This window comes from Xanthomarina gelatinilytica (assembly GCF_000348685.1).
GTDB classification, from domain to species: domain Bacteria; phylum Bacteroidota; class Bacteroidia; order Flavobacteriales; family Flavobacteriaceae; genus Xanthomarina; species Xanthomarina gelatinilytica.
The window spans coordinates 70,262-90,864 of record NZ_ANLA01000014.1 but is presented as its reverse complement, the minus strand read 5'-3'; the positions used below and the strand labels follow the sequence as shown (position 1 = coordinate 90,864).

22 protein-coding genes are annotated in these 20,603 nt (G+C 34.9%); 5 read left to right on the top strand and 17 right to left on the bottom strand.

Going from position 1 to position 20,603, the window contains the following annotated elements; translation table 11 throughout:
- Positions 1 to 44: 44 nt before the first annotated feature.
- On the bottom strand, positions 45 to 1,241 hold the full coding sequence (locus D778_RS09270; RefSeq protein ID WP_040492023.1) for a hypothetical protein: 1,197 nt from the start codon (positions 1,239 to 1,241) through the stop codon (positions 45 to 47).
- A 109-nt stretch (positions 1,242 to 1,350) separates the two neighbouring features.
- Here D778_RS09270 and D778_RS09265 point away from each other — a divergent pair, with 109 nt between their 5' ends.
- The gene (locus D778_RS09265) at positions 1,351 to 2,031 is read left to right on the top strand and encodes an SIR2 family NAD-dependent protein deacylase (protein WP_007649980.1); all 681 of its coding nucleotides are present in this window, start codon (positions 1,351 to 1,353) and stop codon (positions 2,029 to 2,031) included.
- 22 nt (positions 2,032 to 2,053) lie between these two features.
- Here D778_RS09265 and D778_RS09260 read toward each other — a convergent pair whose 3' ends face one another.
- The 9 genes from D778_RS09260 to D778_RS09220 all read right to left on the bottom strand — a co-directional run bounded on the left by D778_RS09260 (position 2,054) and on the right by D778_RS09220 (position 10,131).
- On the bottom strand, positions 2,054 to 2,701 hold the full coding sequence (locus tag D778_RS09260; protein ID WP_007649978.1) for a sterol desaturase family protein: 648 nt from the start codon (positions 2,699 to 2,701) through the stop codon (positions 2,054 to 2,056).
- 62 nt (positions 2,702 to 2,763) lie between these two features.
- Entirely contained in the window at positions 2,764 to 4,236 is a 1,473-nt protein-coding gene (gene guaB / locus D778_RS09255) for an IMP dehydrogenase (RefSeq protein WP_007649972.1), read from the bottom strand.
- Positions 4,237 to 4,309: 73 nt separating this feature from the next.
- Positions 4,310 to 5,014 carry a hypothetical protein gene (locus tag D778_RS09250; RefSeq protein ID WP_007649970.1) on the bottom strand — a complete coding sequence of 235 codons (705 nt, stop codon included), beginning with the start codon at positions 5,012 to 5,014 and terminating at the stop codon, positions 4,310 to 4,312.
- A gap of 42 nt (positions 5,015 to 5,056) precedes the next feature.
- A complete protein-coding gene (locus D778_RS09245; RefSeq protein WP_007649968.1) occupies positions 5,057 to 5,551 on the bottom strand; it encodes a hypothetical protein in 495 nt (164 codons plus the stop codon).
- 1 nt (position 5,552) lies between these two features.
- Positions 5,553 to 6,080, bottom strand: coding sequence for an FMN-binding protein (locus D778_RS09240; protein ID WP_007649966.1), 528 nt, complete (start codon positions 6,078 to 6,080; stop codon positions 5,553 to 5,555).
- Positions 6,081 to 6,190: 110 nt separating this feature from the next.
- Positions 6,191 to 7,369 (bottom strand): porin, encoded by a 1,179-nt coding sequence (locus tag D778_RS09235; protein WP_007649962.1) that lies wholly within the window; start codon positions 7,367 to 7,369, stop codon positions 6,191 to 6,193.
- A 169-nt stretch (positions 7,370 to 7,538) separates the two neighbouring features.
- A complete protein-coding gene (locus D778_RS09230) occupies positions 7,539 to 8,402 on the bottom strand; it encodes a hydroxymethylglutaryl-CoA lyase (RefSeq protein ID WP_007649960.1) in 864 nt (287 codons plus the stop codon).
- Positions 8,403 to 8,432: 30 nt separating this feature from the next.
- Positions 8,433 to 9,059, bottom strand: a complete 627-nt coding sequence (locus D778_RS09225) for a LysE family translocator (RefSeq protein WP_040492020.1) — start codon at positions 9,057 to 9,059, stop codon at positions 8,433 to 8,435.
- A gap of 43 nt (positions 9,060 to 9,102) precedes the next feature.
- The gene (locus D778_RS09220) at positions 9,103 to 10,131 is read right to left on the bottom strand and encodes a quinone-dependent dihydroorotate dehydrogenase (protein ID WP_007649956.1); all 1,029 of its coding nucleotides are present in this window, start codon (positions 10,129 to 10,131) and stop codon (positions 9,103 to 9,105) included.
- A gap of 123 nt (positions 10,132 to 10,254) precedes the next feature.
- Between D778_RS09220 and pepT the strand changes: the two genes are divergently transcribed.
- Together pepT and D778_RS09210 are read left to right on the top strand one after the other, a co-directional pair.
- The gene (gene pepT / locus D778_RS09215) at positions 10,255 to 11,499 is read left to right on the top strand and encodes a peptidase T (protein WP_007649953.1); all 1,245 of its coding nucleotides are present in this window, start codon (positions 10,255 to 10,257) and stop codon (positions 11,497 to 11,499) included.
- A 45-nt stretch (positions 11,500 to 11,544) separates the two neighbouring features.
- A complete protein-coding gene (locus D778_RS09210) occupies positions 11,545 to 12,141 on the top strand; it encodes a YdeI/OmpD-associated family protein (RefSeq protein ID WP_007649950.1) in 597 nt (198 codons plus the stop codon).
- A gap of 5 nt (positions 12,142 to 12,146) precedes the next feature.
- Here D778_RS09210 and D778_RS09205 read toward each other — a convergent pair whose 3' ends face one another.
- From D778_RS09205 to D778_RS09180, 6 genes are all read right to left on the bottom strand, one after another.
- Positions 12,147 to 13,184: a hypothetical protein gene (locus D778_RS09205; protein WP_007649948.1), complete on the bottom strand. Its 1,038-nt coding sequence runs from the start codon at positions 13,182 to 13,184 to the stop codon at positions 12,147 to 12,149.
- A gap of 17 nt (positions 13,185 to 13,201) precedes the next feature.
- Positions 13,202 to 13,924: an outer membrane beta-barrel protein gene (locus D778_RS09200; RefSeq protein ID WP_040492016.1), complete on the bottom strand. Its 723-nt coding sequence runs from the start codon at positions 13,922 to 13,924 to the stop codon at positions 13,202 to 13,204.
- A 103-nt stretch (positions 13,925 to 14,027) separates the two neighbouring features.
- Positions 14,028 to 14,324, bottom strand: a complete 297-nt coding sequence (yajC, locus tag D778_RS09195) for a preprotein translocase subunit YajC (RefSeq protein WP_007649946.1) — start codon at positions 14,322 to 14,324, stop codon at positions 14,028 to 14,030.
- A 4-nt stretch (positions 14,325 to 14,328) separates the two neighbouring features.
- Complete coding sequence (locus tag D778_RS09190; protein ID WP_007649939.1) at positions 14,329 to 14,886, bottom strand: DUF1573 domain-containing protein; 558 nt, start codon at positions 14,884 to 14,886, stop codon at positions 14,329 to 14,331.
- Positions 14,887 to 14,940: 54 nt separating this feature from the next.
- Positions 14,941 to 15,885 (bottom strand): transcription antitermination factor NusB, encoded by a 945-nt coding sequence (nusB, locus tag D778_RS09185; protein ID WP_007649937.1) that lies wholly within the window; start codon positions 15,883 to 15,885, stop codon positions 14,941 to 14,943.
- A gap of 129 nt (positions 15,886 to 16,014) precedes the next feature.
- The gene (locus D778_RS09180; RefSeq protein ID WP_007649936.1) at positions 16,015 to 17,118 is read right to left on the bottom strand and encodes a Glu/Leu/Phe/Val family dehydrogenase; all 1,104 of its coding nucleotides are present in this window, start codon (positions 17,116 to 17,118) and stop codon (positions 16,015 to 16,017) included.
- Between the two features lie 144 nt (positions 17,119 to 17,262).
- On the opposite strand from D778_RS09180, the gene D778_RS09175 reads away from it, so the two are divergent.
- Both D778_RS09175 and D778_RS09170 read left to right on the top strand, forming a co-directional pair.
- A complete protein-coding gene (locus D778_RS09175; protein ID WP_007649935.1) occupies positions 17,263 to 19,017 on the top strand; it encodes an ABC transporter ATP-binding protein in 1,755 nt (584 codons plus the stop codon).
- 145 nt (positions 19,018 to 19,162) lie between these two features.
- Positions 19,163 to 19,546 (top strand): PUR family DNA/RNA-binding protein, encoded by a 384-nt coding sequence (locus D778_RS09170; protein ID WP_007649934.1) that lies wholly within the window; start codon positions 19,163 to 19,165, stop codon positions 19,544 to 19,546.
- Between the two features lie 60 nt (positions 19,547 to 19,606).
- Here D778_RS09170 and D778_RS09165 read toward each other — a convergent pair whose 3' ends face one another.
- The gene (locus D778_RS09165; protein WP_007649933.1) at positions 19,607 to 20,596 is read right to left on the bottom strand and encodes a lysophospholipid acyltransferase family protein; all 990 of its coding nucleotides are present in this window, start codon (positions 20,594 to 20,596) and stop codon (positions 19,607 to 19,609) included.
- Positions 20,597 to 20,603 lie beyond the last annotated feature (7 nt).

The window sequence follows — 20,603 nt, the reverse complement described above, 5'->3', positions numbered from 1 at the left end:
ACCTGACTGTGACATCAGGTCTTCAGTATTAAAACTTAAACATCTTAATCGTTTGCCCCTATATTGCCTTGAGAAACAATGGTTGGTTGTGCTTCACTTAAAAGTACGTTTATATGACCATTAACACCCAATACATCATCGTAACCAAATACAGCATTATCGTCCAAAGCAGATACATTGGTTTCGCTTATTCCTGTGTTACCATCCACTGGATTAAAAGTGAAGATAATATCACCAGTTGTAGCAACATCGTTGGAGTAAATATAGGCAGGATGCAGCCCATCCACAGGTGTGTTTTGCAACGCAATTACAGCCAAAGCCTCACCATTATTTCTACCGTAAAATGTAGCTGTTCCAGAGATTCCTGAGGTATTCACTTCGTTTAAAACATAAGATGTGGAAACACCAGACAATTCGTTTTGTCCAATGTCACCTTGTGCCACAATGGTTCCTAAACTCATATCGCTTTCATGCACATTAATATAACCATCAAAATCTATGATATCTATGTATAAAAACGCAACATCGTTATCCAAAGCAGCTATATTGGTTGCACTTATTCCTGTGTTCCCATCAACAGGATTAAAGGTAAATGCTATATCTCCACCTTCTACAGCAGTGTTGTTATGGATATGTGCAGGATGCATCATCCCATTTACTGCATTGGTTATTTGAATAATGGCAAGGGCTTCACCATTTTCCCTTTCATAAAAAGTGGCCAGTCCAGATATTCCAGGCACATCCTTTTCACTTAAACTGTATGTTTTGGAAACATCTGTCAGTTCGTTTTGTCCAATATCACCTTGAGCAAGAATATGGTCTGGTTGCGACTCACTATAAAGCACATTCACGTATCCATCAAAACTCAACAAATCATCATAGGTTATGCTTGTTCCACTATCTAATGTTGAAAATGTGGTGGTACTGAAGCCAGTAGTATCGTTAACATCATTTAATGTAATAGCAATGTCACCACCTTCGGCAGCAGTATTGAAATTTATGGATGCAGGATGCGATGTTCCAGTAGAAATTCCAGTCAAACGAATTTCTACGGTTGTAGAATTATCATCGTTTTTAATAAACTTTGCTGTTCCATTGACATTGTTATCGAAAATTGAGGATACAGCATAGGTTTTAGAAGTTAAACTTGAAGGAATAGGTGTAATGTGATCATCACTACTGCAACCCATTAACACCATACATGGCAACAAGACATTTAGCAACTTAAGCAGCTTCTTCATATTCAAAAAATTAATTATCTGTAATATTACACATAATATATAAATTTTTAAAATGAAGTCGTCTTCCTTTTTTGTTTTATTTATGAACTAAATTTTATAGTTTCACCAAATGAAACATCTAGTTGTACTTACAGGAGCAGGAATAAGTGCCGAAAGTGGCATTAAAACCTTTAGAGATGCCGACGGACTTTGGGAAGGACATGATGTTATGGAAGTGGCCACACCACAAGGTTTTGCCAAAAATCCAGAATTGGTTTTAAATTTTTATAACCAAAGACGAAAACAGTTGCTTTCTGTAAAACCAAACGAAGCCCATATAGCTTTAGCTGCTTTGGAAAGCACTTATAAAGTAACCATAATCACCCAGAATGTGGATGATTTACATGAACGTGCTGGAAGTTCCAACATCATTCATTTGCATGGCGAGTTGCTCAAGGCCAGAAGCAGTAAGAACGAACAGGATATTAAAACCTGGAAAACAGACATCCAATTAGGAGACTTGTGTCAACAAGGACACCAAATGAGACCACATATTGTTTGGTTTGGAGAAGCTGTGCCAATGATAGAAAAAGCAATTGATATTTGTGAAACAGCAGATATTTTGGTTATTATAGGCACTTCCATGCAAGTGTATCCAGCTGCCAGTTTAATGGATTTTGTTCCAAGCCAAACACCTATTTACTATATAGACCCTAAACCTGCAAGGGTTCGCAACCAGAAAATTACGGTTATCCCAAAATCGGCTACGGAAGGGGTAAAAAATTTATTGGATTTTTTAAAAAACCCATGAAAATTGAGACAGACTACTAAATTTAAGCTTTCTTTTTTTCCTTTTTAGGAGGCATGGTTCCAAATACTCTATCCCAAAACGTATTGGAAACACCAAACGCTTTATTGGGATATTTGTAATGATGCAGACTATGATGATGCCATAAATCCCTAAAACGTTTGGGAGGACGCATTACATGTGTGGCTCTATGCACAAAAGAGTACATTAAATAACCTATAAAAAAGCCAGGGAAGAACCCATAGACCAAATTTGAATACCCAATCATCCAAAAAACAACATAAAACATCCCGAACAACAAAGAAGCCAGGATGATACCAGGAACTGGTGGCATTAATAAACGTTCTTTATCTGTTGGGTAATGATGATGCGCTCCGTGCATGATAAAATGAAACCTTTGAGACCATTTAGCTTCTGTAACCCAATGAAACACAAAACGATGTAACATATATTCAGCAAACGTCCAAAAGAACAAACCAAATACAAACAAACCTAAAAAAGCCCAAACACTCAATCCTATAACACCAATAGCTATATAGACCAAAATGGCATTAACCAAACCATAAACTATAATATTTGAGATAGGATCTGTTTTGGTTAACCGTTCCAAAAAAGGGTTCTTAAATATTTCTGCCTGACCGGTTTGAAAATCTGTTGTTACTTCAGGTTTCATAATTCTAACTTATTTATTATTACAAAATTATAAAAAATTAAAAGATAGACTAAAAAAAATATCTATCTAGAATAATTTGGCGATTCTTTGGTAATGGTCACGTCGTGAGGATGGCTTTCATTAATTCCAGAGGCTGTAATTTTTACAAACTGTCCAGTTTCTTTTAAGGTAGCAATATCTTTTGCACCACAATATCCCATTCCAGCTCTCAACCCTCCTACAAACTGATGGATGCTTTCAAACAATTCCCCTTTATAAGCCACTCGTCCAACTATGCCTTCTGGCACCAACTTTTTAATATCATCTTCTACATCTTGGAAATAACGGTCTTTACTACCTTGTTTCATAGCTTCCACAGAACCCATACCTCTATAAGACTTGAATTTTCTTCCTTCATAAATAATGGTTTCACCAGGACTTTCTTTGGTTCCTGCCAATAGAGAGCCAAGCATCACGCAATCTGCTCCTGCAGCAATGGCTTTAGGAATATCGCCTGTATAACGAATACCTCCATCAGCAATAATGGGAACACCACTTCCTTTAATGGCTTCAGCCACATCCAAAACAGCTGAAAATTGTGGGAATCCAACTCCAGCAACCACACGTGTGGTGCAAATAGAACCTGGACCAATACCAACTTTTATTGCATCTGCTCCTGCTTCCACTAAATATTTGGCTGCTGCACCTGTGGCTATATTTCCTACTATGACATCCAGTTCCGGAAATTTAGCTTTTACTTGTTTTAAAACTGCCACAACCCCTTTGGTATGGCCATGAGCTGTATCTATTATAACAGCATCCACACCAGACTTTACCAAAGCTTCGGTACGTTCCACAGCATCTGCTGTTACTCCAAGAGCGGCAGCTACACGTAAGCGTCCATATACATCTTTATTTGAAATAGGTTTTTGAGTTAGTTTGGTAATATCCCTAAAGGTTATTAAACCTGCTAATTTATAATTGTCGTCAACAATCAATAATTTTTCAATTTTATGGTCTTGCAAAATTACTTCTGCTTGCTGTAAAGAGGTTCCAACTGGTGCTGTTACCAATCTGTCGCTAGTCATTACTTCAACTATGGGTTTTTCACCATCTTTTTCAAAACGCAAGTCTCTATTGGTTACAATCCCTTTTAAAAACCCTTGGTCATCAACAATGGGAATACCTCCTATACTGTGCTCTTTCATGTTTTGTTTGGCATCAACAACCTTGGCATCTGTAGTAAGCGTTACAGGATCTGTAATCATACCGCTTTCTGCACGTTTCACTTTTCTAACTTCGTTGGCTTGTTGTGCTATTGTCATGTTTTTATGAAGCACACCAATGCCACCTTCACGTGCAATGGCAATAGCCATAGCACTTTCTGTAACCGTATCCATAGCTGCAGAGACTATTGGGATGTTTATGGTAATATTTTTAGTGAATTTGGTTTGAATGTTTACTTCGCGAGGTAATACTTCTGAGTAAGCTGGTACCAATAGGACGTCGTCGTAGGTTAAACCTTCGCCAACAATTTTGTTTGAATGTGATGTCATGATGCAATTACATTTATAATTGCGTGCAAATGTACAATATTTATGGCGATTTAAGTTTTAAGTTTTTATTAAATTATTGGTATTCGGTTTTACAATAAACCCTTAAAGTGTTTAAAGCATAGTCATATCTATTTTCTTTGTTTGATAAATCGCCAGTAAATGCGACTTCCTTAGGTACCATAAACGTGTAAATGCATTTTCCTTTGGCCATTTTGTCGATGGTTTTTAAGGTCCTGGCATCAACCTCTTTATAAATTTCATCCAACCAGACATATTGTTCCTGGTAAATAATGTTTTCATCCCAAGTCAATGCTTCATCAGATTGTAATACCGAATCTGAAAAATAAAGTTCCCGAACCATTTCAAAAGCCTTCATAAAAACCGTTTCGCTACCTTTTTCTGCATAATGTTTCACTTCTTTTCCAGTAAATATGCTAAAAGGAAAGGATTTGATTTTTTCTAATTTATTTGAAATGAAATGTGCCATTTTAGGCCACACCACGTCCATTTTTTTTTCATTTAAAGCCTTGTTGAGCCATAAGTAAAAATCGGTTCGCTGTTTAATGGTTTGATATTCTGAAGAGAGATTGTGCTTTAAATTATACACATTGGCCTGTTGCCAAACCAAGGTGTTGTTTTTTCTGTCTTTCCGAAGCCAATCGGATGCTTGAAGTTCTGTGTTTCCTGTTTGGGATTGATAGGTTTTTAAACAGTTCCATTCTTTGGAATGGCTGTTTAATGTTGAAAAAAAACACAATAAAATAAAAAAATGCCTCATAAAAATTAATCATTTGTCTTGTTAAAAGTACAAGAAAATAAATTATGAAGTCTTTTTTTCAAAAAGTTGATATAAAATAATTAAAATTGAAAGAGAGTAACTTGCTGTCATAAAAAAACCGGAAACCATTACAATATATTTCATCCATACAAGTCCTGACCAAAGCAAATAGAGGCCTCCAAAAGTAAGCACAACAGATAAAAAAGGTTCAATCATTAAAAAAAGTTTCAGTTTTTTATGAAGCTTGGTCGTGCTTAAAACAAGACCAACCAAAAAGAAAATTAGGGACATGGAGAGAATGTGGTTATGAACCAAGGTAAGCATTTCTTGTTCGCTTTTTTTGAATTTCATTACAGTGGCATCTTCATTGGATTCGTTTCCCAAAAACTGCTCTTCAATCCCATTTGGGTTTGCCGTTGAAGTTTCGCCTACAAAAAGCAAACCTGTATAAAAACCAACACTCAACACAATAACAAAAGCTGCGATCAATAGCTTTATTTCTTTTGGGAACGTATGTAACAATCCGTTTAGCTGCATGTTATATAATTTCTTTGGAATGAAGTATTTTAAGTGATTGCAACAAGTTATTCATAGCAGCAGTCATGGATCTTACCGAAATGGTTGCTCCAGAAATGGCCATAATATTGTCTCCATATCTTAAATCGTCGTTTTGTGTTTTACCCACAAACTGTTTTAACCAACGTTTGCTGCCTATCTCGCCACCATAATCTTCTCTATACACTAAAACTTTGGCATTTAGCACCACCAATTCTGCATCTAAAAGTACCAAATAATCAAACTGGTCTGTTTTGCTTGGCGCTTTGGATACATAAGCATATCCAAGTAGTTTGTTATTAGTTTGAATTTGAAAAAAGTTATCTGATCCAAATTCAGAAGGCAGCTGCTTGGAAATTTCAGCAGGAACCTTAAAAGGATTAAATTGGAAGGTTTCTACCTGAAAGGTTTCAGATATTTCCTTATCCACTTTCTTTTGGATGTTTTTAGGCAGGCTTATATTTTGATAAACCAGAAAAACCACTAGCATGACAATATATTTCAAATTCATTTTACAAAGATATTTTAAATGTTTAGGCTTAACAACTAAAAAGCCAAATAGCTAAAGTGACATGTGCATATCAACTTTAGCTATAGGACAATTAAAAACTAATTCTTGAATTAGAACCAAACACCAATTCCAAAATTCAATTGGTTTGGTAAGTCGTTATTTGTGGCATCGTTTTTAAACTGATAATCTGCTTTTACAACAGCTCCAGGAGTCAATTTATAACTTAAACCCAAGGTCCATTCGGTTCTGTTAAAAGCGTCATTCACCAACAGGTCCCCTTCTACTTTTGCATTGGTATCATAGTCTTCATAACGAGCAAAAGCATACAGTTGTTGTTCTTTTGTTAAAGGCAATAAATTAAAGGCAGCTTCTAAATACCAACCTTGCATAGCACTTCCCAAGCCTTGGGTAGGATCTGCATCTAAATCGTAATACAACTCATTGTAAGCTTCAGTATCTGTTAATCCTGCATAAACAAATTGTCCACGAGCTGTAAGTCTCTTATAAGCATATCTGGCATCCAGTCCAACCATGGATAAACCAACGCTAGAGCCATCAATATCTTCAACATCGTCTTGTGCTTGAGAACGACCAACATATCCAGATAATCCCAAACGTAGTCCAGGAAGTCCGTAATAATCCAATTTTGCCGAAAGGTTAGGAGAATCTACCGTAGATTGAATCCCTTTTTGTCTTCCGTTTCTTAACCCATCTTTTCCTCCTAAAACTTTAGAACCGTTTACTGAAGCAAAACCTGTAAACACATATGCTTGATATCCTAGAGAAATCTCATCGAATCTACCGGAAACCCCAACCCCTATTTCTCTCCAGGTAGTTGGCACAATACTTTTATCCATGCTAGGACGCTCCACGCCATTAAAAGTAGTAGGTTCGTGATATTCGTTAACAATGCCCATAGGCACTAACATTAAACCTCCTCTAAGGTTTACCCTATCAGATAAGCTATATTGTAAAAAAGCTTGTTCTACATATACTTCTTCTACGTGTTCCAACTCCACTTCTGTTACAAACTGTACTTTATCGCTAAATTTGTAACCAAATAGCAATACAAGACGTTGCACATCCAACTCACCATTGTCTCCTTCTGGTTGGTTGTAAGTTATCTCTCCATAACCTCCAACGGTTACTCCAGAACTCACATTCCCAGATAAAATACGTTGTGCAGCATTTTCCTGTTGCTGTGGATTTGTGTATAAAGAGTCTGGAACGGTTTGCGAAAATGTCATGGTTGATATTAGTAAGGCCACGACCAATAATACGTTTTTCATTTTTAGTTAATTTGTTTTTATTTAGATTTATTATAAATAATTTTGATAAATATTTGGCAAAAGTAATACCTCATATCAAATCTTCAAAGTTTATTTAGATTAATTTAAAATAAAAAATGAACAAAATTTTTAACTTGCTGAAAACATGAAAATTATATGAAAAGAAATTTTAATGGTATGCTGAAAAAATCTTGGTGGCTTCGTTATAAGCGCTTTCAAAACTTAAAGCATTCAGGTTGGAAACTTTTTTTTGAGTGAAATATGAAAGCAACTTTTCTGTAGGCATATTACCTGTTAGCTCGTCTTTGGCCATTGGACAACCACCAAAACCTTGAATGGCTCCATCAAAGCGAGTACAGCCAGCGTTATAGGCTGCATCCACTTTTTCAAACCAGGTAGTAGGCGTGGTATGTAAATGTGCTCCAAATTCAATTTCTGGATACTTAGGTATTAAGTTTGAGAATAAATAACTGATGTTTTCTGGATTGGAACTACCAATGGTGTCGCTTAAGGACAAAATTTTAACTCCCATGTTATTGAGTCTTTCGGTCCACTCTCCTACTATGTCCACATTCCAGGGATCTCCATAAGGGTTTCCAAAGCCCATTGATATATAAACTACCACTTCTTTATCTGTTTTATCTGCAATCTCCAAAATCTCGTTTAACGTCACCACAGATTGCGCAATGGTTTTATGTGTATTTCGCATTTGAAAGTTTTCAGAAATGGAAAACGGATACCCTAAATAATCAATTTGTTGATGTACTGAAGCATCCTGTGCGCCACGAGTGTTGGCTATAATGGCAAGAAGTTTGCTTTCTGTTTTACTTAAATCTAGTTGTTCTAAGACCTTGGCTGTATCCACCATTTGTGGAATGGCTTTTGGGGACACAAAACTCCCAAAGTCTATGGTATCAAAACCAACCCGTAACAAAGACTGAATGTACTGAACTTTTTTTTCTGTAGGAATAAAGTCTTTAATGCCTTGCATGGCATCTCGTGGGCATTCTATAACTTTAACGTGTTTTGACATTAGTTCTTCATTGGAGATGTAAAAATAGTACTATTTTTTAGAAAACAAGATGAAAACAGCAATTCCAACAAACACAACAATTTGCAACCATTTTAAATATCTCCCTATGTGTTTATGTTGCTGTATGTAAATAGAAATAGTGCCAGCCAAAATTGCAATGGATGAAAAAATAATAAAAGACACTGCCATAAACAAAAAGCCCAAAACATAAAACTGTGTGACATCACTTAAAGTGGTACTGAACAAAAACCCTGGAAACAAGGCCAAAAAAAACAAGGAAACCTTTGGGTTTAAAACATTCATTAAAAAACCTTGTTTAAACAATTGTAACACTGTTTTCTTTGGCACATGCCCAGATTTAAAATGTAAAGAACCATCGCTTTTAAAAACCTTATAAGCTAAATACAACAAATAAGCAGCTCCAAAAAGTTTAATAATTAAAAACAAATAATCGTTCTTTTTAATCAATACCGAAACACCAAAAGCCACTAGAGTAGTGTGTACCAAACAGCCAGAAATCAATCCGGAAACCGTTGCCAAACCAGAAGATTTTCCGTGTGATATGCTTTGCATGAGTACATAAATGTTATCAGGTCCTGGAGAAATAGCCAAGGCCGAAGTAGCAATTATAAACGATATGAGAATGTCGTAATTCAGGTAACAAATTTCTGTAAATATAAAGCAGTAAATTTATTTTCTACTACAATAATGCTTTATTAATAGTCTTAACCAACTTAGGCCCTTCATAAATAAAACCTGTGTAAAGCTGTATTAAATCGGCTCCTGCATCTAGTTTTTCCAAGGCATCTGTGGCAGTATGTATGCCTCCTACTCCTATAATTGGGAAGGCTTTATTGCTTTTTTCTGCTAAAAACCTAATAACTTCTGTAGAACGGTTTGTTAATGGTTTTCCACTTAAACCTCCAGTTTCATCTTTCTTGTCACTTGTTAAGCCATCTCGCGAAATGGTTGTGTTTGTTGCAATTACACCATCAATTTTAGTGTCGTTAACTATGGCAATGATATCCATTAATTGAGAATCTGTTAAATCTGGAGCTATTTTTAAAAGAATTGGTTTTGGGTTTTGTTTTTTTGAATTTTCACTTTTTAGTTCTTTAAGAAGCTTTGTTAAAGGCTCCTTATCCTGCAACTCACGAAGGTTTGGTGTGTTTGGCGAACTTACGTTTACCACAAAATAATCCACATAATCATATAAGGCGTTGAAACAAACTTTATAGTCGTTTACAGCTTCTTCATTGGGAGTGAGCTTATTTTTTCCAATATTCCCACCAATCAAAATCCCACGTTCTTTAAAAGATTTCGAAGGTTTTTTAAGTCTTGTAACAGCTTCATCCACACCTCCATTATTAAAACCCATTCGGTTTATAATGGCTTTATCGGATTTTAATCTAAACAACCGCTTTTTTGGATTTCCAGGTTGTGCTTTTGGAGTCAGAGTTCCTATTTCAACAAAACCAAACCCTAGGTTTCCAAGCTCATTATAAAGTTTGGCATCTTTGTCAAATCCTGCAGCCAATCCTACAGGGTTTTTAAATGTTAAACCAAATAAGGTTCTTTCCAAACGCGAATCTTCAACAATATATAAACCTCTTAAAAGGCTGGGGATTAAAGGGATTTTATTGATGAAACGAAGCAAAGAAAATGTAAAATGGTGAATTTTCTCAGGATCAAAAAGAAAAAAAACGGGTCTAATAAGTAATTTGTACATAGTGGTTGTGTTGTTTGGCAAAAATACTATTCATTTGATTAAAAATGCTAACATTAGTTTTATAAATTATTGGTATTTTTGACAACGTTATCAACATCACATTCCTACAAAAAACATATCAAGATGATAGACAAACAACATATAATAAACAGATTTGTAAGCTACATAACCATAGACACGGAATCCGATCCTAAAAGCGATACCACACCAAGCACCAAAAAACAATGGGATTTGGCCAACAAATTGGCTGAAGAACTAAAAGCCATTGGTATGCAAGATGTTACCATAGATGAGAATGCTTACATTATGGCAACCTTACCAAGCAATGTGGATCATGAAGTACCAACCATAGGCTTTATATCGCATTTTGATACCAGTCCAGATTTTACAGGAGCCAATGTAAAACCTCAGATAGTGGAAAATTACAATGGCAAGGATATTGTTTTAAATGCCGAAGAAGATATTGTATTGTCTCCAGACTATTTTGAAGACTTGCTGCTTTACAAAGGGCAAACACTTATAACCACAGATGGTACAACCCTTTTAGGAGCAGACGATAAAGCTGGGATCACAGAAATTGTTTCGGCGATGGAGTATTTGATCAATCATCCGGAAATACAACATGGACCTATTCGTGTTGGCTTTACTCCAGACGAAGAAATTGGTCGTGGTGCCCATAAATTCGATGTGGAAAAATTTGGTGCAGATTGGGCCTACACCATGGATGGCAGCCAAATTGGTGAGTTGGAATACGAAAACTTCAATGCTGCTGGAGCTGTGGTAAAGGTAAAAGGCAAGATTGTACATCCAGGATATGCCAAAGGAAAAATGGTTAATTCCATGTATATAGCAACCGAATTCATCAATTCCTTACCAAGGTTGGAAACACCAGAACATACCGAAGGATATGAGGGCTTTTTCCATCTGTACTCCATTCAAGGGGAAGTTGAAGAAACCATTTTGGAGTATATTATTAGGGATCACGACAAACAACATTTTGAAGCCAGGAAAGAAGTTATGGTTAAATTAACCAACGATATCAATGAACAATACGAAAGAGAGGTTATTACCATAGACATCAAAGACCAATATTTCAATATGAAAGAAAAGGTGGAACCTGTTATGCATATTGTGGATATTGCCGAAGAAGCCATGAAACAACTTGGCATCAAACCTTTAATAAAAGCCATTCGTGGTGGAACAGATGGTTCACAATTAAGTTATATGGGCCTACCTTGTCCCAATATTTTTGCTGGAGGTCATAATTTTCATGGTCGTTATGAGTATGTTCCTGTGGAAAGCATGATAAAAGCAACCGAAGTTATTTGCAAAATAGCAGAATTAACGGCTTTAAAAGCCAAAAGCTAACGGATTTATAAATATTGTGATTTTTTAATTTCAAAAAACCCCATAATGAAAAAAGTAAGTTCTGTTGAAGAGTATATAGAAGAAAACTCCCATTTTGGTGAGGCTTTATCGCTTTTAAGAGATCTTATCAACACTACTGAATTGGAAGAAACCCTCAAATGGAATGCTCCTGTTTATACATTAAACGGTAAGAATGTGGTTGGATTTGGAGCTTTTAAAAATCATTTTGGGATATGGTTTTTTAATGGTGTTTTTTTAAAAGACCAAAACAATCTCTTGGAACAAGCCCAAGAAAAAACAAAGGGCTTAAGACAAATGCGATTTGAATCCATAGATGACGTAGACAAACATGCTGTTTTGGCTTATGTGACAGAAGCCATAGAAAATCAAAAATTGGGCAAAGAGATAAAACCAGAAAAAATGGGGAAAACGATTGTTATTCCCAAAGAGTTACAAATTGCATTGGAAACCAATAAAAACTTTCAAGCAGCTTTTAAGGCACTTACTCCAGGAAAACAACGTGAATATTGTGAGCACATAGCATCTGCCAAGCAGGAAAAAACCAAAATGTCCAGATTGGAAAAAATAAAACCCATGATCTTAAAAGGCATGGGTTTATTTGATAAGTATAAGAATTGCTAGATAGCTTACAATAAAAAGCGATAATTCAACGATACCAGAGCAGATTTCCTGTTTCCTAGTACACCAAATTCAGTTCTTAACTGCCAATGTTTGTTGTATTGAAATTGAGCACCAATAAGTCCGTTCCATTTTTGTTGAACTTGTTTGTCTAGTCCATATTTTATAACAGCTTCTCCATCGGCTGCTTCCAAACGCTCTACTATTGGTGTTAATATTCTATCGGCAATCACCTTTTCCGGAATGGTCGCTTCGTTGTCATACCAATCATAATAATTGTTAACAATTTCATCTCTTTTGGTTCCATCGGCAGCAGGTAAGGCGTCTTTTAATTTTAATTGTCCTGCTGTAACACTACCCATTTCCACAAACATGGCTCCTACCCAAACTGCAATATTCCTTTCGGGTTTATTTTTAAAAACAAAGCTGTGTCCTGTTCGGAGTCCTACAACCCTAACCTGAACTGCTTCATCTAATAATTCTGGTTTGTTCCAAGTAAAATTGGTATCCAATGAGAAAAATACGGGACCTACTGCTCCTGCAGCCATAATTCCTATACCATAAGTTGATATATTTTGCTTAACAATGGATTGCAGACTTATTGGATAGACTATGTTCACCTCTGTTGTTGACTGTCCATATCCTAAAAGTCCATACACATTTAAAAATGGAAAAACCCAGACATCTGGTCGAAAATTAACACTGTAGGAGGTATTTGTATTATTGCCAAATTCAATAAAGTTAACAGGAGTTAAACCTATATCTGTATTGCTTGACTGAATCCCTAATTGAAGATTGGATATGGTTATCCCCTGCTCCATCCAAACAAAATTGCCCATGGCACCAACAGGATAAGGAATATCGAATCCTTTGGAATAAGCTTTCTGTCCCCAAATTGGAAACATATGGTCATACTTTACCTGTTTTAAGCTATCCCTATAGGCTTCAAATTTTGGGCTAATTTTTATTGTAGGCTCTTGTGCAAATGCTGTGTTAACACTTACAGCTCCCATAATACATAATACCCATGTTTTAAATAATTTCATTTTTAATCTTTTACAGGTTAATTGTTGTTTGGTTCCATTTCATTATGCTTATTTGCGCTCTTTTTGGCTCCAATTGGCAAATTCATTTTTAAAAATAAGGAATTGTTTTTTGTGTTGGAATTTCCTTTGTACACGTTTACAAACCCTTGAAAAAATTTAACACCAACCGATAGGCCTCCTGTTTTACTAAACTTATAGCCAACACCCAAACCTGCTCCAGCTTCTATTGGGTTTATGTTGTTTTTATTCTCTTGCCTAATTCTAATCTCTACCTCATCGTTTTCGTAATAATATTCTACAAAAGCTTTATATCTCAAACCAAATTGTGGTCCAGCTTCTACGTATATTTTATTATCAAAAACATATTTTGCAAATGCAGGTACCAAAAAATAGTTGATTCTTTGCGAGTAACTTCCTTGGTCATCTATGTAATCTATCCCTGAAGCTTCAACATCAGATAAGCTTAAGTCATCTATTCCCAAATTAGATTTAACCAATACTCCAGTATATAAATACAGTTGATTTTTTAGTTTAAAATCGAAATAAAAGCCCAAATTGAAGGTGCCCAATCTATTGGAACTTTCCAAGCCTGAAATGTCAGACCAATTATAGCCTCCTTCCAAACCAAATTCAATATTTGGGGAATTGAGTTTTTCTCCAAACAAGAGTGTTAATAGAACTTGAGAACTTGTGGTGTGGCTAACAAATACCAAAAAAAAGCATAGTAAGTACTTTTGCATAATAAATCTATAACAGTAACAATATCGGAATTATTTATTTAAGTTTAATAAAAAAGTCACTCAAAATTTGAGTGACTTTTCATAATAATATTTAAGTAGTAACTTACTTTTTAGTTTCTGCAGGAGTATTCAACTTTTTACTCATTTCCATTGAAATGGCAGATTTGTCAAATTTTATTTTTCCAGCAAGTGTTTCTATAACACAACTGGAGTCAGCATCGTTTAACTCAACAATTTTTCCATGCATGCCACTTTTAGTAATTACTTTATCGCCACGTTTTAACTCGGCAGCAAACTTTTTTTCTTGTTTTTGACGTTTCATTTGAGGTGCAATCATAAAGAAATACACTACTACAAACATTAAAATAAACGGCAAAAAACTACTAATTCCTTCTCCCATGTAATTAATCGTGGTTATGACCTTCGTGACCTGGTTGTGTACTGGATTTTACGGCAGCTGGTGCTCCCATGGCTCCAACTGGTGCTTTTGCTTGAGCTGGTTTTACTGGTGCATTAGGATCTGGTTTAACAAAAGCAGTGATTTTTACAGTTTCTTTTCCTGCTTCTGTATTGGCAGTAATGGTAACTGTTTTAGAAACTTTATTGGCTCCAGTTCCATTAAACTTTACAGTAAAATGACCAGATTCCCCTGGTTGTAATGGTTCTTTACTCCAATCTTGAGGAACTGTACAACCACAAGAACTTTTAATATCTGTTATTACCAGTGGTGCTTCTCCAGTATTTGTATAATTGAAAACAGTTTCAACGTTTTGTTTGGATTCAATTTCACCAAAATCGTGTTCCGTTTTATCAAATGTAATTACTGGAAATTTTGAAGAATTTGCATCTCTTTCTGCTGCTACAGCAACGTTTTCTTCATTGATTTTTTTTGAAGCATCTTCTTTGCAAGATGAAAATGCTATGAAACAAAGAGCTGATAACCCTAAGATTGCTTTTTTCATGATAAATTATTTTTTTTGTTTAATTTAATTTGTAAAAGTAATAATAATTTCTAACTACATCAACCCTCTACCTGTTTTATTTAAGGTATCGGTTTCTTGATATTCTTTTACCAACTTATCCAAAATCCCATTTATAAAAATACTGCTCTTTGGAGTGGAGTATTCTTTAGCGATTTCCAAATATTCGTTTATGGTTACCTTTACAGGAATAGAAGGGAATTTCTGGATTTCGCAAATAGCCATTTTCAATAAAACCGTATCCAAACTGGCAATGCGCTCTGAGTCCCAATTTTGGGTCTTGCCTTTGATGACTTCAGAAAATTTGGATTGGTTTAACAGTGTTTTTTTAAACAGTTCAATAGCATAAGCTTTATCGTCCAGGTCTTTATAGAGTTTTGGTAAAAAGTACGTTGCCAAGGCGTCTTGTTTTACTTTACGTAAAAGTTTTAAAATGGCAGTGTTAACCACTGGAAGATCGTCTATCCATGTCAAGTTCTTATCTTCCAGATAATCGTATAATTTATCATTTGGAGCTATAATGTCGCTAAAAATATCTACCACAAAAGCTCTATCCTCTTTAAAACTGGTGGTTTTGGTTTGCATGTATTGAGCATACAGATCGCTTGCCAATATTTCACGGAAAATAACATCCACATATTCGGAATCCAAATCCCAATTGGAGATCTTTCTCTGTTCCAATTCATCTTGAAGTAAGACATTGTTTTTTAGCATTAAAAGCACTTCGTTGTTTACCAGTTTTTTGTTGGGATTTTTTTCTTCCTTGGTAGCAAGGTGTTTTTTACTGGTTTTGTCCAGGTAATCTTCAGATTTTTTTTGGATTTCTATTAGTAAGGAAATCAATAATAAATACAAGTTGTAAATATTATCTAAACTGTGTAGCAAAAACTTTTGCTCTTTATCAAAACTATCACTTTCACCTCCTTTAAAGGAATAGATAGTTTGCATGACTTTAATTCTAATATGTCTTCTGTTTAGCATATGTACAAAGAACTTTAATGTGTAATTTTATATGAAATTCCTGTTTTATATAAACAACAATCTGCTTTCAATTAAAAAGGCGAAAGTTTTGTAACTCTCGCCTGGCAAAAATAATATTATTTTAAAGAATTATCTCTTATTCTCTTTTTTTCTTGTATCAATTCTATTTTGAGCTATGTTTAAAGCTGCATGGTTGGTTGTGATGTTATGCGTTTTAGCATTTGATAATATTTCCAAGGTAGTATTGTATATATTTTCGGTTTTACGCATAATCTCCTTTCTATCGTAACCTTCCAACTCTGCGTACACATTTATGATACCTCCAGCATTAATTAAAAAGTCTGGTGCATATACAATGTCTCTTTCTTGAAGGATTTTACCATGTTTTTCTTCAACAGCCAACTGATTGTTTGCTGCTCCAGCAATAACTTTGGCTTTAAGTTTGTATATGGTATCATCGTTAATAGTGGCTCCTAAAGCACATGGCGCATAAATATCCATGTCTTCTGAATATAAATCGCTTCCACCATAAATGGTAACACCATATTTTTTTCTGATGGCTTCCAAACGTTCCTGGTTGATGTCTGCTATGGTTACTTTGGCTCCTTCGTCCACTAAATGTTCTACAAGGGCTTCCCCAACATTCCCAATACCTTGAACAAAAACCGTTTTGTCTTCCAAGACATCTGAACCAAATTTAAATTTAGCAGCAGCTTTCATTCCCATAAAAACGCCATAGGCTGTAATAGGAGACGGATTTCCAGCTCCTCCCAACTCTTCGGATATTCCTGTTACATAAGGAGTTACCTGTCTTACCAAATCCATATCTGCTGTTTCCATTCCAACATCTTCAGCAGTAATATATCTTCCACTTAGAGAATGAACAAACTCACCAAATTTTTTCATTAACTCTGGCGTTTTTTGAGTTTTTGCATCTCCTATGATAACGGCTTTACCACCACCAAGGTTCAATCCGGTTATGGCAGATTTATATGTCATACCTCTAGAAAGACGAAGCACATCATTTAAAGCTTCCCATTCATTGGTGTAATTCCACATTCTGGTTCCTCCAAGTGCTGGACCTAAAACAGTATTATGGATTCCAATTATTGCTTTTAATCCTGTATCTTTGTCGTTGCAAAACACAACTTGTTCATGATTATCGAATGAAAGTTGACCGAAAACCGGATCAGCTTTGTGAAGTTCGTTTGCGTTGATAACGTCTGTAACCATTTTTTTATATTTTAAAGTTATAGGTTGTGTTTTTAGATTTTTTTTAAAAACAACGTGCAAAATTAGTCCATTATTAAGGTTTACACAAATTATTAATGCTAAAAAGCGAAATTGTTAAAAACTTTATCTGTTTCCATAAGTTAAATGAAAGAGCTACAACATCTTAACAAGTATTTTTTTAAGTATAAATGGCAAATAATTATTGGGATCCTAATAACCATTGTCTCTAAAATTTTTCTCTTGTTCACTCCAGAACTTATTGGGAGTTCCATTGATGTGGTTAACGAATACCTTCAAGGTGAAGTTTCAGATATTGCTACTGTTAAAAAAGAGCTATTAATAAACATAGTATACATTATTGGAGCTGCCTTGATTACTGGTATTTTAACCTTTTTTATGAGGCAAACCATAATAAATGTGTCGCGATACATAGAATACGATTTAAAAAATGAAATCTATAAGCATTACCAAGTGCTGCCTTTAAAATTCTATAAAAACAATCGTACTGGAGATTTAATGAACAGAATAAGTGAAGATGTTGGGCGTGTACGCATGTATGTAGGTCCTGCCATTATGTACAGTATCAACACCATTACCTTATTTGCCATATCCATAGGTTTTATGTACAAACAAGCGCCTTTATTAACGCTTTACACCATTATTCCTTTACCTATATTGTCTTTTATTATTTATAAGTTAAGTAAGGAAATACATAAAAGAAGTACCATAGTCCAACAATATTTGTCGCATTTATCCTCTTCAACCCAGGAGTCTTTTAGTGGCATTTCCATCATTAAAGCCTATGGTTTGGAAACCATAACCTCAAAAAACTTCCATGATTTATCAGAAACCAGCAAACAAAAACAATTAAACCTTGTAAAGGTAAACGCCTTCTTCTTCCCTATGATGATTTTACTCATAGGTATTAGCAACCTGATTGTAATTTATGTGGGTGGACTTCAATATATTCATGGTGACATCAGCTTGGGTGTTATTACAAAATTCATCATATATGTAAACATGCTTACTTGGCCAGTAGCAACCGTTGGTTGGGTAACCTCTATTGTCCAGCAAGCAGAAGCTTCCCAAAAGCGAATCAATGAATTTTTAAAAATCACACCGGAAATTACCAATACAGCCCAAGAACCTTCAAACATTATTGGTGACATTGAGTTTAAAAATGTACATTATACCTACAACGATACGAATATTGAAGCCCTGAAAGGCATTTCTTTTAAACTAGAACACGGTAAAACCTTGGCCATTATTGGTAAAACAGGATCGGGAAAATCCACCATTTTAGATTTAATAGGAAGGCTTTATGATATTGATAAAGGCGAGTTACTCATAGATCAAAAACCTATAGACAAACTTCATTTAACCAGTTTAAGGGACAGCATTGGTTATGTACCTCAAGATGCTTTTTTGTTTTCTGACACCATAAAAAACAACATTAAATTTGGGAAAGAAGATGCTACAGACCAAGAAGTTATTCAAGCTGCAAAATATGCACAAGTACACAATAACATCATGGGCTTTTCCAAAGGCTACGATACCGTTTTGGGAGAAAGGGGCATCACCTTGTCAGGAGGTCAAAAACAGCGTATTTCAATTGCAAGAGCTATAATTAAAGACCCAAAGATTTTATTGTTTGACGATTCTTTATCTGCTGTAGACACAGAAACCGAAGAACAGATATTAAAGCACCTGCAAGATTTGGCTCAAGGTAAAACAACCATTATTGTGAGCCACAGAGTCTCTTCGGTTAAAAATGCCGATCAAATTATTGTCCTGGACGATGGTAACATTGTACAATCTGGAAATCATGAAAGCTTAATAAACACTGATGGTTACTACAAAAATCTATACTTAAAGCAATTAAGCGAAACCAATCAATAACTATTAAAGGACAGTTAGTTACAATAAAAGTTGTTTTAATTCTAAACATTTGTTGTAAATTGAATGAAAAGAAATAACACAAAATGTTGGTTGGTAACTCTTTTTTTTAGATTTTTGGAAAACTATTATAAACAACAATACGATTATGAATAATAATGATATGATGGAGAAAGAAGAGATTTTTTCTAAAGTATTAAGAGCTGGAAGAAGAACTTATTTCTTTGATGTTAGATCTACTAAAGCTGGAGATTATTACCTAACTGTTACTGAAAGTAAAAAGTTTACAAACGATGATGGTTCGTTTCATTATAAAAAACATAAAATCTATCTATACAAAGAAGATTTTACAGAGTTCAACAGTATTTTAAATGAAATGACAGATTATATCATTAACGAAAAAGGAGATGAAGTCATCAGTGAGCGTCATCAAAAAGACTTTAAAAAAGAATATGATACAGACACAGTGGAAACGTCTGTGGATGGCTCTTCTACTGAAAAATTTACGGATGTGGATTTTGACGACATTTAAAAAACAAAACTTATACCTAAAAAGCCATTACTCCGTAGTGGCTTTTTTTATACATAAAAATTACAATTTGACACTTAGCAAAGCTATAATCAAGACAGTTATAAAATAGACCAAGGCATAGACAAACCCAAAATAAAATGCCATAAATACAGCACAAAGCAACATCCAAATAGGCACCAAGGTTATGGCAATGGCAAACCTAAATGTAGCAATGAACTCTACCTCGACTATTTTAGGCTTTACATAATATCTCCAAATGAATACAGGCACAAAAAGACTTAAAACGAGTAAACCCCTAAAAATTTGCTTGATTACGTTGTTATTGGTTTTTGCTGTACTTTGACAATCTTTGAAATGTGATTCAATACATTTGTTAACTGCTATCGGATTTAAAAAATCAACCTGCAACAAGTTTAATTTCTCAATGGTTTGCTTGTAAACCTCTGCATCTATATGTGTGGTTAAGCCCTTTAATTTTTCTTGTACAATGTGTCTTAAAGCTACTATTTCTTGATTGGAAAATGTAGAAACCATGGTTCTTGCTGGAATGGGTTTGCCATAATACAAGGCCACGCTATCTCCAAAAGTAGTCCCTTCTTTGTAATTTAAACCAATAGGAACCAACTGCAAATCCAATTCCGGGTATGTGGTCAAGGTTTCAAAAATAATTCGGGTAAACCCTTTGCTTAAGGGCCTAACCGATCTGTTTATATGATGATTCCCCTCAGGGAAAAGCGCAACTGCTTCGTTGTTTTTAAGCTTCTGGGTACAAGTTTTAAATATGTAATTGTTTTTACTTATGGTACTCCAACCATCCCTAACCCTATATACTGGTAACATGTTTACACTGTATAGCAATTTTGAAACCAACTTTTTCTTAAACACACTAGCTCGCGTTAAAAAATAAGAAAACCTTCCAGAAGTGGTAGCTATCAATAAAGCATCAATTAAAGCATTCTGGTGGTTGGACAATAACAAAATAGGTTTGTTTTTAGGAATACCTTCTTCCTTAACAACACTTATTTTTTTGTAATAAAAAAAAAGTCCCATGCTAAGG

What these genes read in the sequence shown, in the direction of transcription:
- D778_RS09270 (WP_040492023.1), bottom strand. Translation starts at nt 1,241, where the DNA reads ATGAAGAAGCTGCTTAAGTTGCTAAATGTCTTGTTGCCATGTATGGTG.
- D778_RS09265 (WP_007649980.1), top strand. Translation starts at nt 1,351, where the DNA reads ATGAAACATCTAGTTGTACTTACAGGAGCAGGAATAAGTGCCGAAAGT.
- D778_RS09260 (WP_007649978.1), bottom strand. Translation starts at nt 2,701, where the DNA reads ATGAAACCTGAAGTAACAACAGATTTTCAAACCGGTCAGGCAGAAATA.
- guaB (WP_007649972.1), bottom strand. Translation starts at nt 4,236, where the DNA reads ATGACATCACATTCAAACAAAATTGTTGGCGAAGGTTTAACCTACGAC.
- D778_RS09250 (WP_007649970.1), bottom strand. Translation starts at nt 5,014, where the DNA reads ATGAGGCATTTTTTTATTTTATTGTGTTTTTTTTCAACATTAAACAGC.
- D778_RS09245 (WP_007649968.1), bottom strand. Translation starts at nt 5,551, where the DNA reads ATGCAGCTAAACGGATTGTTACATACGTTCCCAAAAGAAATAAAGCTA.
- D778_RS09240 (WP_007649966.1), bottom strand. Translation starts at nt 6,080, where the DNA reads ATGAATTTGAAATATATTGTCATGCTAGTGGTTTTTCTGGTTTATCAA.
- D778_RS09235 (WP_007649962.1), bottom strand. Translation starts at nt 7,369, where the DNA reads ATGAAAAACGTATTATTGGTCGTGGCCTTACTAATATCAACCATGACA.
- D778_RS09230 (WP_007649960.1), bottom strand. Translation starts at nt 8,402, where the DNA reads ATGTCAAAACACGTTAAAGTTATAGAATGCCCACGAGATGCCATGCAA.
- D778_RS09220 (WP_007649956.1), bottom strand. Translation starts at nt 10,131, where the DNA reads ATGTACAAATTACTTATTAGACCCGTTTTTTTTCTTTTTGATCCTGAG.
- pepT (WP_007649953.1), top strand. Translation starts at nt 10,255, where the DNA reads ATGATAGACAAACAACATATAATAAACAGATTTGTAAGCTACATAACC.
- D778_RS09210 (WP_007649950.1), top strand. Translation starts at nt 11,545, where the DNA reads ATGAAAAAAGTAAGTTCTGTTGAAGAGTATATAGAAGAAAACTCCCAT.
- D778_RS09205 (WP_007649948.1), bottom strand. Translation starts at nt 13,184, where the DNA reads ATGAAATTATTTAAAACATGGGTATTATGTATTATGGGAGCTGTAAGT.
- D778_RS09200 (WP_040492016.1), bottom strand. Translation starts at nt 13,924, where the DNA reads ATGCAAAAGTACTTACTATGCTTTTTTTTGGTATTTGTTAGCCACACC.
- yajC (WP_007649946.1), bottom strand. Translation starts at nt 14,324, where the DNA reads ATGGGAGAAGGAATTAGTAGTTTTTTGCCGTTTATTTTAATGTTTGTA.
- D778_RS09190 (WP_007649939.1), bottom strand. Translation starts at nt 14,886, where the DNA reads ATGAAAAAAGCAATCTTAGGGTTATCAGCTCTTTGTTTCATAGCATTT.
- nusB (WP_007649937.1), bottom strand. Translation starts at nt 15,885, where the DNA reads ATGCTAAACAGAAGACATATTAGAATTAAAGTCATGCAAACTATCTAT.
- D778_RS09180 (WP_007649936.1), bottom strand. Translation starts at nt 17,118, where the DNA reads ATGGTTACAGACGTTATCAACGCAAACGAACTTCACAAAGCTGATCCG.
- D778_RS09175 (WP_007649935.1), top strand. Translation starts at nt 17,263, where the DNA reads ATGAAAGAGCTACAACATCTTAACAAGTATTTTTTTAAGTATAAATGG.
- D778_RS09170 (WP_007649934.1), top strand. Translation starts at nt 19,163, where the DNA reads ATGAATAATAATGATATGATGGAGAAAGAAGAGATTTTTTCTAAAGTA.
- D778_RS09165 (WP_007649933.1), bottom strand. Translation starts at nt 20,596, where the DNA reads ATGGGACTTTTTTTTTATTACAAAAAAATAAGTGTTGTTAAGGAAGAA.